Raw genomic sequence first — 12,439 nt, forward strand, 5'->3', positions numbered from 1 at the left:
GCCCCACGTGCCCGGCCCTGCCCGAGGCGCCGGAAGGGGGAACAGTGGCCACGCGTCGACGCACCGCGATGCTCTGTGGTGTTCCGCTCGTCCTGGCCACGATCCTGTTCCCGGCCGCTCCGGCGCACGCCGCCGACATCTTCGTGCAGGTCAATCCGAGCACCGTCGAGGCCGGCTACATGGTCGGCATCAAGGCCAGTTGCCGCACCAACACCCAGCCGGCCACGGTCGAGTCGGAGGCGTTCGGCAGCGTGACGGTGCAGCCGCAGGCGGGCTTCCTCACTGCGGTTGCCCAGGTGCCGGAGAGCACCCGGGCGGACACCTACCGGGTCCGGCTGAGCTGTCCCGACGGTGCGAGCGGCTCCACCCGGCTGATGGTGGTCGGCGCCACCCGGCCGCACCGGGGGCCGGCGACCGGGTTCGGGGGCAGCGCCGGGGACGACCCGGCCGGGCTACTCGTGGCCGGCGGGGTGGCGAGCACCACGCTCGGTGCCGTGCTGGGGCTGGTCGTGCTCCGCCGCCGGAACCGGCCGACCTCGCCGCGCCGGACCTGACCCGGGAGGCATCCGGTGGCCCGTACCCCCACCGGCCGGCGGCCCTGGATCGGCAGCCGGCAGCCGGCGCCGCACCTGCGGCATCCGGCGGCCCGGTCGAGTGCCGGCCGCCCCCGCCGGAGCATGGTCGGACCGCTGGCGGTCATCCTGGTGCTGGTCGGCGTCTTCGCCACCGGAGCCGGGCTCGGCCAGTCGGCAGGCGGGCCGTGGCATTGGTTGAGCGGCGGCACCAAGGAGCCGCCCCGGGAGTTTCCGGTGCTGGCGCCGAGCCGGCCGACGAAACTGGCGGTCCCGTCGATCGGGGTACGCGCCCCGGTGCACCGGGTCGGGCTCGCCGACGACGGGTCGATCGCCGTACCCGAGTTGGCGAAGCACCACGAGGTCGGCTGGTACGAGGACGGACCCACCCCCGGCCAGTTTGGTCCGGCGATCATCGTCGGGCACGCCGACACCCGGACCGGCCCGTCGGTCTTCCACGATCTGGTCAAGCTGCGGGCGGGGGACCGGATCGAGGTGACCCGGCAGGACCGGTCGGTGGCGGTCTTCGAGGTCAACTCGGTGGAGCACTTCGACAAGGACAAGCTCCCCGCCGAGCGGGTCTACGGGGACTTCCGGCGCCCCTGGCTCCGCCTGATCACCTGCGGCGGGCGGTGGATCGGCGGCGGCACCGGCTACTCCGACAACATCGTCGCCTTCGCGTCCCTGGTCGAATCCCGGAAGACCTGACCAGGCCCGGGGCGCCGCCACTCCGGCGCGGCTGTCGGCTGCGTGGCCCTTGGCGCCGCCGGCTGTCCGCTGCGTGGCCCGTGGGGCCGCCGGCTGTCGGCTGCGCAGCCCGCGGCGCCGTCGGCTGCGCGGCCCGCGGCGCCTTCGGCTGCGCGGCCCCCGGTCTGCCGGTGGTTACGGGGCAGTGGGGGCGGCCTGCTGGACCACCTCGAACTCCAGCAGCGTGGCCCCGGTGGCGACCGGTCGGGGCTGCTCGCCGCTCGACCCAGCGTCGGCGGGGCCCCGCGCGTGGGCCTCCCGGGCGGGTCCGGAGGCCCACGCCTGGTACGCCTCCTCGCTCTCCCACCTCGTGTAGACGAAGTAGCGGCTCTCGCCGGCCACCGGGCGGAGCAGTTCGAAGCCGAGGAAGCCGGGGGAGTTCTCGACGGCGCCCTGCCGGGCGGCGAACCGGCGCTCCAACTCCGCCCCGGAACCCGCCGGAACCTCGATCGCGTTGATCTTCACTACTGCCATGGCTCCAGCCTAGGCGAAGGGCTCCGGACGCCAGCGGAAGCGATGAGCCGCCGGGCCGGTCCGGAGCGATGAGCCGCCGGGCCGGTCCGGAGCGACGAATCGTCAGTTCGGCTCGTAGCGCCAGGCCCGGAGCTGCCCGTCGCCGGACCGGCAGGCCATGAACCGGTCTGCTGCCACGCACCCGTGCAGGCTGTGTGGCAGCACCTCGAGCAGGCGGACCGACGGCCCGGCCGGATCGAAGACGCCGAACCAGGTGTGCTGCTTGACGAGGTTCGGCTGGAGCACCAGCGGTGGCGGGTCCGCGGGGAGCGTGCCCGCACCGGACCAGCCGGGGTCGCCGGCCAGCCACCAGCCTCCGAGGTCGGTGACGGGTCGGCCGGTCCGGGCGTCGAGGACCCGCCGAAGCGGGCCGTTGTCGAGTTCGACCAGCCACGGACCGATCGAGAGCAGGTTCCGCGGCCCCGGACGCTCCCACCGGGCCTCGCCGGTGGCCGGGTCGAGCGCGCTGGTCCGAAAGGCCGCCCACTGGCAGAGCAGCGGACCGCAGCGTTCGACGGACTGATCCGGGCCGGGCAGGGAGCGGCTCCACCGCCGCCGCCGCAGGTCCGCCGAGTACGCCGTCACGACCAGGTCGGTCCCGGACTGCGCCGTCGCCACCACGACATCCCCGATCCGTTGCCCGTGGACCAGTTCGCCGCCGGTCCAGTCGAGCCGGTGGGTGACCGCGCCGGAGACCACGTCCCGCACCTCGACGCCACCGTCCACGGAAGAAGTCAGCAGGATCGTCGGATGCTCACCGGCCGCCTCGACCACGCGGGCGCTGTCGAGCCGGGGCAGTTCCCAGCGCAGCCGGCCGGTGCCGAGGTCGAGCCCTCGGACGGTCATCCCGGTCGGCGGCTCCGTGTAGGCGTGGCCGTCCGACGCGATGTAGACCTTGCCGCCGACCGTCCGCTGGCCCGGCCAGACCCGTGCCTCCGGTCGGAAGACGTTGTCGAAGACCAGCGCGATCGGCCCGTCCGGCAGCGGCAGCGGCCGGTACGGTGCCGACCAGCGTCGCCGCCCGGTCCGCGGGTCCAGCGCCGTCGTCCGGGTCGGTGCGCCGTCGGCCAGCCGTTCGGAGATCAGCAGCAGCCCGTCGGAGAAGATCGGCCCGTCGCCGTCCCGGTCGACGACGAAGTCGCCGGACCACAGCCGGCGCCCGTCGGTGAGGTCGTAGCAGGTGATCCGACGTCCCGGTCGGTCGGCGCCGTCCAGCACCGAGGCGGTGACGAGCAGGCCGCCGGCCATGGTGAAGGTGTCGACCGGACCGATCGGCGCGGCGTACACCTGCCGCAGCGGCGGCGTCGGTGCCGGGGCGGCGCCACCGGTGTTGAGCACCAGGATTCCGGCGAGCGCCGCGGCCGCGATCCGCCACTGGCGTACGACCACCGCGCGGGGTGGCCCGGCGGTGTCGACGGGCGGCTCGTACCGCTCGGTGCCGAGGTCGATCACCATGTCGTCGGCTCAGCCGGCCTCGGGCCCGGTCTGCACCACGATCGGGGCGTGGTCGGACGGGCCCTTGCCCTTGCGGGCCTCCCGGTCCACATACGCCGAGGTGACGCTCTCGGCGAACGTGGTCGTCGCGTACACCAGGTCGATCCGCATGCCCTTGTTCTGGTGGAACATGCCGGCCCGGTAGTCCCAGTACGTGAAGGGGTGCGGCCCCTTCATCGGCGTCGGCACCACGTCGGTCAGACCGAGGGCGCGCAGCTCGGCCAGGGCCTGGCGCTCCGGCGGCGTCACGTGGGTGGAGCCGACGAAGAGCGCCGGGTCCCAGACGTCGGCGTCGGTCGGCGCCACGTTGTAGTCGCCGCAGACCACCAGCGGACGGCCGGGCCCGGCCCGCAACTCGGCGGCGAGGGCATCCCGGAGCACCGCCAGCCAGGCGAGTTTGTACTCGTAGTGCGGTGAGTCGGGGACGCGCCCGTTCGGCACGTAGATCGACCAGATCCGCAGCCCGGCACAGGTTGCCGAGATCGCCCGCGCCTCCGGTGCCGGGAACCCGGGTTCGTCGGCGAACCCGACCGCCACGTCGGCCAGGCCGACCCGGGAGAGGATCGCCACCCCGTTCCACCGGCCGTCGCTGTGGCTGGCCACCTCGTAGCCCAGCTCGCCGACCTCCGCCGCCGGGAACATGCCGTCCGGGCACTTCGTCTCCTGCAGGCAGACGACGTCCGGCCCGGTGGCGGCGAGCCACTCCAGCAGCCGGGGCAGGCGGGCCTTCACCGAGTTGACGTTCCAGGTCGCCAGGCGCATCTGGTCAGCCTGCCCGATCACGTACCCGGGTTTTCCCCGGGCCGACCCTGTTCGGCGAGGAAACGCTCGAGTTCCGCGCCGAGTTCGTCGGCGGTGGGCAGCGGTCCGGTCTGGTCGGCGAGCAGGTTCGGCCCGCCCCGGCCCCGGGTGAAGGCGTCGTACTGTTCCTCCAGCGCGTGTACCAGCGAGGTCGCCTCGTCGGTCTGGGCGACCTGCCGGTCGATGTCCTCGCGCACGGCCTCGGCGGCGCTGCGCAGCGGCTCGGTCGGCAGCAGCAGGCCGGTGGCCCGGGAGACCGAGGTCAGCAGGAGCTCGGCCGCGCCGGGATATTCGGTCTGGGCCACGTAGTGTGGCACGTGCACCGCGAAGCCCACCGCGTCCCGGCCCTGCTCGCCGAGGCGGAACTCGAGCAGGTTGCCGGCGCTCCCGGGGACCTGGATGCGCTGCAGCCAGGACTCGTAGCCGGTGATCAGGTCGCGCCGGGTGGCGTGCGCGGTCACCCCGATCGGGCGGGTGTGCGGCACGGCCATCGGGATGGCGTTCAGCCCGATCGTCAGCCGTACGCCGAGCCGGCGGATCAGGCTGGTCAGCGCGGCGATGAACCGTTCCCACTGGAAGTCCGGCTCCGGGCCGGAGAGCATCAGGAAAGCGGTGCCCTCGTCGTCGCGGAGCAGGTGCAGCTCGAGCTTCGGCTGCTCGTAGTGCTCCCAGTGGTCCTCGACAAAGATCATCGTGGGTCGCCGGGACCGGTAGTCGAGCAACTGGTCGACGTCGAAGGTGGCGATCGTCCGGGACTTGAGGGTCGACACGAGATGTTCCCGGGCGAGCCGGGTCGCGTTTCCGGCGTCGACGAAACCGGAAAGCGCCTGGATCAGCACTGGCTGACCCAGCTCGGGCAGATCGTCGGTGAGCTGGTAGAGCTCGTTCGGATCGAGCACCGGTCAGGACCTCCTCAGGGGGTACGCCGGGACGCGGCCGCGACGGACGGCGCCCCGATGTAGCAAACGCTGCCGCTATCTTGATGCATTCCACCGAGCCAGCCGGCGACGCCCGCCAGCATCGCCGCCCTGACCTCCGGCGGAGCGGCGGAGGCCTCGACGGAGGACCGGGCCAGCGTGGCCAGTTCGGCGTCGCTGCAGCCGAGCACGTCCCGGGCCAGCACGTACTGGTCGAGCAGGCCCGTGCCGAACAGCAGCGGGTCGTCCGTACCGAGCGCCACCGGCACCCCGGCGGCCAGCAGGGCGCGCAGCGGGGTGGCCGCCAGGCCGGTGGTGACGCCGAACGGCGGGTATGAACTGGGACACACCTCCATCGCCACGGCCCGCTCGGCCAGCAGGTCGAGGACGGCCGGGTCGGCCACGGCGGTGAGCCCGTGCCCGACCCGGTGCGCGCCGAGCAGGGTGACGCAGTCCCGGACGTGCCACGCGGCCTCGTAGAAGCCGCTGTGCGGCACGGCCAGCAAGCCCGCCTCGGTCGCCGTGCGCAGCGCCGGGACAAAGTCCGCGATCCGGCCCCGGCGCTCGTCGTTGGAGAGGCCGAAGCCGACCACGCCCGCGCCGGCGTGCCGGGCGGCGAGCCGGGCGATCCGTTCCGCCCGGTCCGGTGGTCCGGCCCAACTGGCCGCCAGGACCACTCCGGCACGGCCGCCGGCAGCTCCGGCGAGCACCGCCTCGACCACCGGCTCCCACCCGCCCAGCCGGTCGGCGTACGTCGTCGGGTCGACCTGGATCTCCAGCCAGCCGGCGCCGTCCGCGACGTTGTCGGCGGTGGCCTCCGCGACCACCCGGCTCAGGTCGTCGGCGGTACGCAGCGCGGCCCGAGCCAGTTCGTAGCGCTCCTGGAACGCCGACCAGCCGGAGAGGGTGCCGGCGGGCAGCGGCTCGGGCAGCGGCAGGCCGTCCCGGTCGGCCAGCTCGGCCAGGGTCTGCGGGCGCATGGAACCGGTGAGGTGCAGATGCAGGTTGGTCTTGGGCAGCCGACGGAGGTCGCGGCGCGAAAGCGGATCGGTGACCGGTGCCATAGTCCACGGTCTCACGGCACGGGCCGATCCGGGGAGCGGGAGGGTGGCCGGGCGGCCGGACCGGCTGGGCCGATCGGGGGAGGCGCGCCGGCAGCGCGAGGAGTGCAGACTGATTCGAAGGTATCTGCCTGCATAGCGACGATAGTCCGCAGTCCCTGAGATGCCAGGGTTGCCGGGGCTGGCCCCGGTTGTCCGCGCCCGTGCCCCGCCGACCGGTTGCCCGGTGGAAAGATGTGGTGCAGCCCACCCGGTGACTCCGCGTAGTTGGCGTATCGCCTGCCTAGCCTCGTCGGATGCCTGACGACGACCGTTCTGTGACCGGGTTCCCCGCCGTGCCGAGCACTGTCCGATCGGATGATGTCTCCTCCGCCGACTCGGCGTCCGACCGTTCCGGACCGCAGCCGGGGCTGCCGGCCGGACCGGACCCGGCGGCCCGGCCGCGTGGGCCGGTACCGGCCCGCCGGCTCGCACTGACCCGGGCCGTCCTGTTCGGCTGGGCGGTGCTGCTCGGCCGGGCCGTGGCGCACCGGATCGGCTGGGTGGTGCCGGTCGGCCGGGCTGGGACCGCCCGCATCGTCCGGGCCGTGCCGCTCGTCCGGGCCGTGCCGCTCGTCCGGGCCGTCGCCCACCGGATCGTCCGGGCGGCGGCAGTGGTGTCCCGCCGGGTGCCCGCCGTCCGGGCCGCCGAGCGAAACCTGCGCCGGGTCGTCCACCGGCTCGTACCCCCGGCTCGCCGGCTCGCCGACCGGGCCGGCGCCCTGGCGGCCCGGACCGGGTTGCCGGCGCGGCTCGGCCCGCGCCGCTCCCGCCGGGTCGCGGTGACCGCCGGAGTACTCTGCTGCCTCGGCGTGCTGGCCGCCGTCCAGGCGGTCGGTCCGGCGGGCGACCCGGCCGGCACCGCTCCGGAGAACCCGGAGGGGGTGGCACTGGCCCGGCCGGGCGACGACACCGGCGAGGCGGCCGGCGTCGACCGCTCCGCGGACCGGGCGAGCCGGTCCGGCTCCGGCCGGCCCGACGAATCCGACCGGTCCGGAGACTCCGACGGGGCGGACGCGACAGAGGCCGACCCGGACGCCTCGCCGGCACTGGCCGACTCGGCACCGGTGGCCGGTCTCACCCCGGTTCAGATGGACAATGCCCGGGCCATCGTGCGGACCGGACGGGACATGGGGATGCCACGTCGAGGGCTGGTCATCGGGGTGGCCACCGCTATGCAGGAGAGCAACCTGCTCAACCGGGCCAGCGAGGTGCTGCCGGAGTCGAAGCGGTACCGACACCAGGGCACCGGCTGGGACCACGACTCGGTCGGTCTGTTCCAGCAGCGGACCAGCACCGGCTGGGGCCCGGTGGACCGCCTGATGGATCCGGCGTACGCGAGCGCACGGTTCTTCGATGCGTTGCGCCAGGTGCCCGGCTGGGAACGGATGCGGCTGACCGAGGCGGCACAGGCGGTGCAGTACTCGGCCTATCCGGAGCACTACGCCAAGCACGAGTACTCGGCGACGGAGGTCGTCGACGCGTTGCTGCCGTCCGGGAGCTGACCCGGGCTTGAACCGCCCGGCCACGATGGAGTGACGGACCCGGCCGGTTGACGGCGACCGGTGTGGCCGGGCGGGCGACCGGGTAATCCTGATGATTCAGGACGACGTGAGGAGGACCGAGATGGCGTCACTGGTGCAACGGATCCGGATGTTCCTCAGCTCGCCGCAGGGGCGGCGGCTCGTCGAGCGAGGTCGGCGCGAGCTGGCCAAGCCCGCCAACCAGCATCGGATGCGTCAGGTCGTGTCCCGGCTGCGCGGCCGCCGCTGACCTGGCCCCGCCGCCGACCGTCGCTCCCTCCTTCCTCCTTGACCCTCGACCCCGGAGTGTTCCAGTGACCGACTCCCCGCCGGTCGGCGGCGCGCCCGCCACCCCGGCAACGACGCCGGCCGACATCGACCTGCCGTCGACCGACCGGCCGCCGGCCGACAACGCGCTGCCGACCGGCGCCGATCTCCCGCCGGCCGCCGCGAGCCCGCACCCGCCCCCGCCCCCGCGTCCAGCGGTCTCCGGTGGGCCGGAGGACGTGACGGGCGAGGACGTGACGGAGGAGGACGAGCCGGAGTCGTCGACGGCCGTCCCGCCGGGTGGGCTCTGGGCGCGGATGAAAGCCGACCCGCAGTACGCCCCGGAGCACCTTGCCCTGGAGGCGGTCCGGCGGATCGGGCCGCAGGCCCGGACCTGGGCGGAGCGGACCCGCACGAGGCATCCGCGGATGTCGCCGGAGGCGATGGCCGAGACGGCGATCCGCAGGTTCGTCAACCACGCCAGGGTCTCCGGTGCGGTCTCCGGTGCCGCCGGCCTGCCGGGCGCGGTGATCGACATGGGGGTGCTGGCCTGGACCCAGGCCCGGATGGTGCTCTACGTCGCCGCCGCCTACGGTGCCGACCCGGAGCATCCCGACCGCGCCACCGACCTGCTCGTCCTGCAGCGGGTTCACAAGATCGCCGAGACGGCACGGCTCGCGCTCGGCGTGGCCGCCGGACGGGAACGGATCGACGCCCTGAGCCGGTCGGATACGCCGCTGGCGCGGGTGATGCTGCGACTCGGGTTCAAGCTGGCGCAGATGGCCGGCGTCCGGGCCGCGAAGCGGCTGGTTGCCAAGGCGGTGCCGGGCGCGGCGGTGGTGCTGGGCACCTGGGCGAACTCGTCGGCCACCAGGAGCCTGGCCGTCCGCTCACAGGAGCTGTACCGGCCACGGGCGACCGTGCCGGCGCCCCGGTAGCCCGGCTCCCGGTCTGGTCCGGTTGTCGGCCGGGCCGGTCGGGTGCCTCATGCGGCTCGCCGGGCCGGTCGGGTGCCTCATGCGGCTCGCCGGGCCGGTCAGGTGCCTCATGCGGCTCGCCGGGCCTGGCTGGCCAGGCCGGATGCCCGCCAGGTCACCTCGGCCAGCTCCTTCTGGCCGGCCGCGTTCGGGTGGAAGTAGTCCAGCCGGTTGAGCAGGTCCATCCCGAACCGGACCCGGTGCGCGGCGCCGCCGTCGTACCGGCAGCGGGAACCGTACGCCTTGCAGGCGGCGGCGAGCTGTTCGTTGTACGCATCGACCCGGGCCCGGAACGACGACCGGCGGGTACGGTCGGCCGGCTCCGTCGAGGTGGGGTTGGCCAGCAGCGCCGGGCAGATGCGGCCCCGCCAGGCGCGCACCGCCCGGGTGTCCTCGTGGCCGATCTCCCAGATCCGGTGCAGGTTCGGGATGCTGACCACCAGGACCCGGGCCTTGGGAAGCCCCTTCTTCAGCGCCGCGAGTCCACGGTCGACATCCGCGCGGAAGACGCTGACGCTTGTCATGTCCTCGATACCGCCCCGGCAGGCGTCGTTGGCTCCGACGAGCACGGTGACATAGTCGACCCGGGCCCGCACGGCGCCACCGGCCTGGGTGGCCAACGCCGAGGCGCGAGCCCCGTTCACGGCCTGGTTGTGTGCCTTACCGCGGATCGCCGGGTTCACCTCCCGGAGTCGCCGGTAGAGGCTCTCCACCCGACTGCTGTCGCCGGTGGACCACGAGTTGCGCTGACAGGCGGCCAGGACAAGGCAGGAACCGAAGCCGGCGGTGATCGAGTCGCCGAGGGCCGCGATCGAGTCGGGTATGCCGGGCGGTGCCGCCGGGGGATCCGGCTGGGCGCCCCCGCCCCCGTCGGACCCCTCGCAGGCCAGGGCGAAGGCCGCCAGGAGGGCGGTGACGGCGGCGGTCCAACGTCTGGACATGTTTCTCCCCGGACAGAACGGACAGCAATCGCTCCGTAACTGTACGCGGCGCACTGGCCGGCCCGGAACCCTCGCCGCCGTCGGCCGGCCCACGGATCACCGACATCCGGCGCGCCGGGTGCGGAGGTGACCGGAATGGACGGTCAGCCGGCCGGCTGCGGCTGGCCGTTGGTGACCGCGACGAAGCTCTCCGGCCGGATGGTGACGATCACCCGGTACGCCGCATCGTTGATCTCGTAGACGTTGTCGTACCGCTCCTGGAGCGAACGGTAGAAGGAGGCGACCTCGTCGTCGTTCTCGACCTTCTCCACCACGCCGCGCACCTCCAGGAACCGGTACGGGTCGTCGGGGTCTGCGATCGAGAGCGCGACCCGGGGATCCCGCTCGAGGTTACGGAACTTCTGTCGCCGCTTGGTGTGTGTCATCCTGATCCGTCCGCCGTCCCAGACGAACCACATCACGTTGCTCTGCGGCCCGCCGTCCGGGCGGGTGGTGGCCAGGTGGGCGAAGAGCGGGCGACTCAGCAGATCCGCGTGGCTGGCCGGGGGAGTGGGACCGGTCGTCATCTCACCGTTATACCCACTCGTCCGGCGGAATCCCCAGCGCCGCGCCCGGGGGCACCGGCCGCGGGTGTGTCTGCCGGGCCGGGTGTCTGCCGGGCCGGGTGTCTGCCGGGCCGGGCAGGTTAGCCGCCGCCCATTACCGGGTAGTTCGGCGAAATGGCCGCGAGATCGCAGCCCCGAGGGGCGAAAGGGACGGTAGGTCACGCCTACAGCGCACTCAACCTGCGCCTGGCGCTCGCCGCGTTCGGCCTGGTGGTCTCCGTGGCGCTCGGCGTGCTGGCGCTGCGGGCCGACCTGCTGGTGCTCGCGGTGATCCTCGGCATACTCGCCGTGGTCGCCGTGCTGGACCTGGTGGTGGTGCAGCGCCGTCGGATCGCGCGGCGCCGCGAAGAGCCACCGGGCACGAAGCACTCGCTCTTCGAGTGACGCCCGCGAACAATCGCGCGTCGAGTGACGCCCACGGGCGAACTCGTCGAGCAACGGGCCGACGGAGCCGCCGATTCGGGGAGCGAGATCCAGGGAGCGAGATCCAGGGAGTACGACATGTCGATCGCCACCATCGACCCGACCACGGGCCAGACCCTCAAGACCTTCGACGAGATGACGGACGACCAACTGGCTGCGGCGCTCGGCCGGGCGGCGGCCGGTTTCGACGCGCTGCGCGGCACCACCTTCGCCGAGCGGGCCGGCTGGATGTCGGGCGTGGCGGACCTGCTCGAGGTCGAACGCGACCAGGTGGCCCGGATGATGACGATGGAGATGGCCAAGACGTACGCGTCGGCACAGGCCGAGGTGGCCAAGTGCGCCGCCGCCTGCCGCTACTACGCCGCGCACGCCGAGCGCTTCCTCGCCGACGAGCCGGCCGACGCGGGCTCGATCGGGGCGACCTCGGCTTACGGCCGCTACGTCCCCATGGGGCCGGTGCTGGCGGTGATGCCGTGGAACTTTCCGCTCTGGCAGGTCATGCGCTTCGCGGCGCCGGCCCTGATGGCCGGCAACACGGGGCTGCTCAAGCACGCCTCCAATGTGCCGCAGACCGCCCTCTACCTGGACGAGCTGTTCCGCCGGGCCGGCTTCCCGGCTGGTGCGTTCCAGACCCTGATGATCGGCTCCGACCGGATCGAGCAGGTGCTGGCCGACCCCCGGGTCCGGGCTGCGACGCTGACCGGCAGCGAGGGCGCCGGTCGCTCGGTGGGGGCGATCGCCGGCCGGTACCTCAAGAAGACCGTGCTGGAACTCGGCGGCAGCGACCCGTTCGTGGTGATGCCCTCGGCCGACGTGGCCCGGGCCGCCGAGGTGGCGACCGTGGCGCGCTGCCAGAACAACGGGCAGTCCTGCATCGCGGCGAAGCGGTTCATCGTGCACACCGAGGTCTTCGACGAATTCGCCGACGCCTTCGTGGCCCGGATGTCGGCGCTGCGGGTCGGCGATCCGATGAGCGGGGAGACCGACGTCGGGCCGCTCGCCACCGAGCGCGGCCGTGACGAGGTCGCCGAGCAGGTCCGCGACGCCGTGGACCGGGGCGCCCGGGTGCTCTGCGGCGGGGAACAGCCCGACCGGCCCGGCTGGTGGTATCCGCCGACCGTGGTCGCCGAGGTGACCCCGCAGATGCGGATGTACGCGGAGGAGGTCTTCGGGCCGGTCGCCGCCCTGCACCGGGTCTCCTCCTACGAGGAGGCGATCGCGCTCGCCAACGGCACCGACTACGGCCTCGGTTCCAACGCCTGGACCCGGGATCCGGCCGAGCAGGAGCGGTTCGTCACCGACCTCGACGCCGGGATGGTCTTCGTCAACGGCATGACCACCTCCTATCCGGAACTGCCCTTCGGCGGGGTGGGCAACTCCGGCTACGGCCGCGAGCTGTCGGCGCAGGGCATCCGGGAATTCTGCAACCTCAAGGCCGTCTGGATCGGCGAGGGCGGGACAGCCGGCGCAGGTGCGGGCGGGCACAGCGAGTAGCCGCCGGCTCCCGGCGGGACATTCATCACCGTACCGGGTATCGGGCGCGGTACGGCGGGGTACGG

The 12,439-nt window shown here is 73.5% G+C and carries 14 protein-coding genes; 7 read left to right on the forward strand and 7 right to left on the reverse strand.

Annotation, left to right across the window (positions count from 1 at the left end; all coding sequences use genetic code 11):
• Positions 1-44 precede the first annotated feature (44 nt).
• Positions 45-554 (forward strand): hypothetical protein, encoded by a 510-nt coding sequence (locus ACN28C_RS16510; RefSeq protein ID WP_422774320.1) that lies wholly within the window; start codon positions 45-47, stop codon positions 552-554.
• Positions 555-677: 123 nt separating this feature from the next.
• Complete coding sequence (locus tag ACN28C_RS16515; protein WP_422774704.1) at positions 678-1,280, forward strand: class F sortase; 603 nt, start codon at positions 678-680, stop codon at positions 1,278-1,280.
• Positions 1,281-1,454: 174 nt separating this feature from the next.
• Here ACN28C_RS16515 and ACN28C_RS16520 read toward each other — a convergent pair whose 3' ends face one another.
• The 5 genes from ACN28C_RS16520 to add form a co-directional block, all read right to left on the reverse strand.
• On the reverse strand, positions 1,455-1,793 hold the full coding sequence (locus tag ACN28C_RS16520; protein ID WP_422774321.1) for an antibiotic biosynthesis monooxygenase family protein: 339 nt from the start codon (positions 1,791-1,793) through the stop codon (positions 1,455-1,457).
• Positions 1,794-1,895: 102 nt separating this feature from the next.
• Positions 1,896-3,287 (reverse strand): PQQ-binding-like beta-propeller repeat protein, encoded by a 1,392-nt coding sequence (locus ACN28C_RS16525; protein ID WP_422774322.1) that lies wholly within the window; start codon positions 3,285-3,287, stop codon positions 1,896-1,898.
• A 9-nt stretch (positions 3,288-3,296) separates the two neighbouring features.
• Positions 3,297-4,088, reverse strand: coding sequence for an exodeoxyribonuclease III (locus ACN28C_RS16530; RefSeq protein ID WP_422774323.1), 792 nt, complete (start codon positions 4,086-4,088; stop codon positions 3,297-3,299).
• 17 nt (positions 4,089-4,105) lie between these two features.
• Complete coding sequence (locus ACN28C_RS16535; protein ID WP_422774324.1) at positions 4,106-5,026, reverse strand: proteasome assembly chaperone family protein; 921 nt, start codon at positions 5,024-5,026, stop codon at positions 4,106-4,108.
• Positions 5,027-5,040: 14 nt separating this feature from the next.
• Positions 5,041-6,123 (reverse strand): adenosine deaminase, encoded by a 1,083-nt coding sequence (gene add, locus ACN28C_RS16540; protein ID WP_422774325.1) that lies wholly within the window; start codon positions 6,121-6,123, stop codon positions 5,041-5,043.
• 278 nt (positions 6,124-6,401) lie between these two features.
• Between add and ACN28C_RS16545 the strand changes: the two genes are divergently transcribed.
• The 3 genes from ACN28C_RS16545 (at position 6,402) to ACN28C_RS16555 (ending at position 8,872) form a co-directional block, all read left to right on the forward strand.
• Positions 6,402-7,649 (forward strand): hypothetical protein, encoded by a 1,248-nt coding sequence (locus ACN28C_RS16545; RefSeq protein WP_422774326.1) that lies wholly within the window; start codon positions 6,402-6,404, stop codon positions 7,647-7,649.
• Positions 7,650-7,770: 121 nt separating this feature from the next.
• Positions 7,771-7,917, forward strand: coding sequence for a hypothetical protein (locus tag ACN28C_RS16550; protein ID WP_422774327.1), 147 nt, complete (start codon positions 7,771-7,773; stop codon positions 7,915-7,917).
• A 256-nt stretch (positions 7,918-8,173) separates the two neighbouring features.
• Positions 8,174-8,872, forward strand: a complete 699-nt coding sequence (locus ACN28C_RS16555; protein WP_422774705.1) for an EcsC family protein — start codon at positions 8,174-8,176, stop codon at positions 8,870-8,872.
• 107 nt (positions 8,873-8,979) lie between these two features.
• Here the strand turns inward: ACN28C_RS16555 and ACN28C_RS16560 are convergent, their stop codons facing one another.
• A complete protein-coding gene (locus tag ACN28C_RS16560) occupies positions 8,980-9,852 on the reverse strand; it encodes a GDSL-type esterase/lipase family protein (RefSeq protein ID WP_422774328.1) in 873 nt (290 codons plus the stop codon).
• Between the two features lie 143 nt (positions 9,853-9,995).
• Positions 9,996-10,418: a PPOX class F420-dependent oxidoreductase gene (locus tag ACN28C_RS16565; protein WP_422774329.1), complete on the reverse strand. Its 423-nt coding sequence runs from the start codon at positions 10,416-10,418 to the stop codon at positions 9,996-9,998.
• 153 nt (positions 10,419-10,571) lie between these two features.
• Here ACN28C_RS16565 and ACN28C_RS16570 point away from each other — a divergent pair, with 153 nt between their 5' ends.
• Together ACN28C_RS16570 and ACN28C_RS16575 are read left to right on the forward strand one after the other, a co-directional pair.
• Positions 10,572-10,841: a DUF6343 family protein gene (locus tag ACN28C_RS16570; protein WP_422774330.1), complete on the forward strand. Its 270-nt coding sequence runs from the start codon at positions 10,572-10,574 to the stop codon at positions 10,839-10,841.
• 117 nt (positions 10,842-10,958) lie between these two features.
• On the forward strand, positions 10,959-12,374 hold the full coding sequence (locus ACN28C_RS16575; RefSeq protein ID WP_422774331.1) for an NADP-dependent succinic semialdehyde dehydrogenase: 1,416 nt from the start codon (positions 10,959-10,961) through the stop codon (positions 12,372-12,374).
• The last annotated feature ends 65 nt before the right edge of the window (positions 12,375-12,439 follow it).

The sequence above is a fragment of the Plantactinospora sp. WMMC1484 genome, from assembly GCF_049315195.1.
GTDB lineage: Bacteria > Actinomycetota > Actinomycetes > Mycobacteriales > Micromonosporaceae > Plantactinospora.

Bases quoted from the DNA above. Each gene is read 5' to 3' on its own strand.
- ACN28C_RS16565 (WP_422774329.1), bottom strand. From the start codon at position 10,418: ATGACGACCGGTCCCACTCCCCCGGCCAGCCACGCGGATCTGCTGAGT.
- ACN28C_RS16560 (WP_422774328.1), bottom strand. From the start codon at position 9,852: ATGTCCAGACGTTGGACCGCCGCCGTCACCGCCCTCCTGGCGGCCTTC.
- ACN28C_RS16525 (WP_422774322.1), bottom strand. From the start codon at position 3,287: ATGGTGATCGACCTCGGCACCGAGCGGTACGAGCCGCCCGTCGACACC.
- ACN28C_RS16550 (WP_422774327.1), top strand. From the start codon at position 7,771: ATGGCGTCACTGGTGCAACGGATCCGGATGTTCCTCAGCTCGCCGCAG.
- ACN28C_RS16575 (WP_422774331.1), top strand. From the start codon at position 10,959: ATGTCGATCGCCACCATCGACCCGACCACGGGCCAGACCCTCAAGACC.
- ACN28C_RS16570 (WP_422774330.1), top strand. From the start codon at position 10,572: ATGGCCGCGAGATCGCAGCCCCGAGGGGCGAAAGGGACGGTAGGTCAC.
- ACN28C_RS16515 (WP_422774704.1), top strand. From the start codon at position 678: ATGGTCGGACCGCTGGCGGTCATCCTGGTGCTGGTCGGCGTCTTCGCC.
- ACN28C_RS16520 (WP_422774321.1), bottom strand. From the start codon at position 1,793: ATGGCAGTAGTGAAGATCAACGCGATCGAGGTTCCGGCGGGTTCCGGG.
- ACN28C_RS16530 (WP_422774323.1), bottom strand. From the start codon at position 4,088: ATGCGCCTGGCGACCTGGAACGTCAACTCGGTGAAGGCCCGCCTGCCC.
- ACN28C_RS16545 (WP_422774326.1), top strand. From the start codon at position 6,402: ATGCCTGACGACGACCGTTCTGTGACCGGGTTCCCCGCCGTGCCGAGC.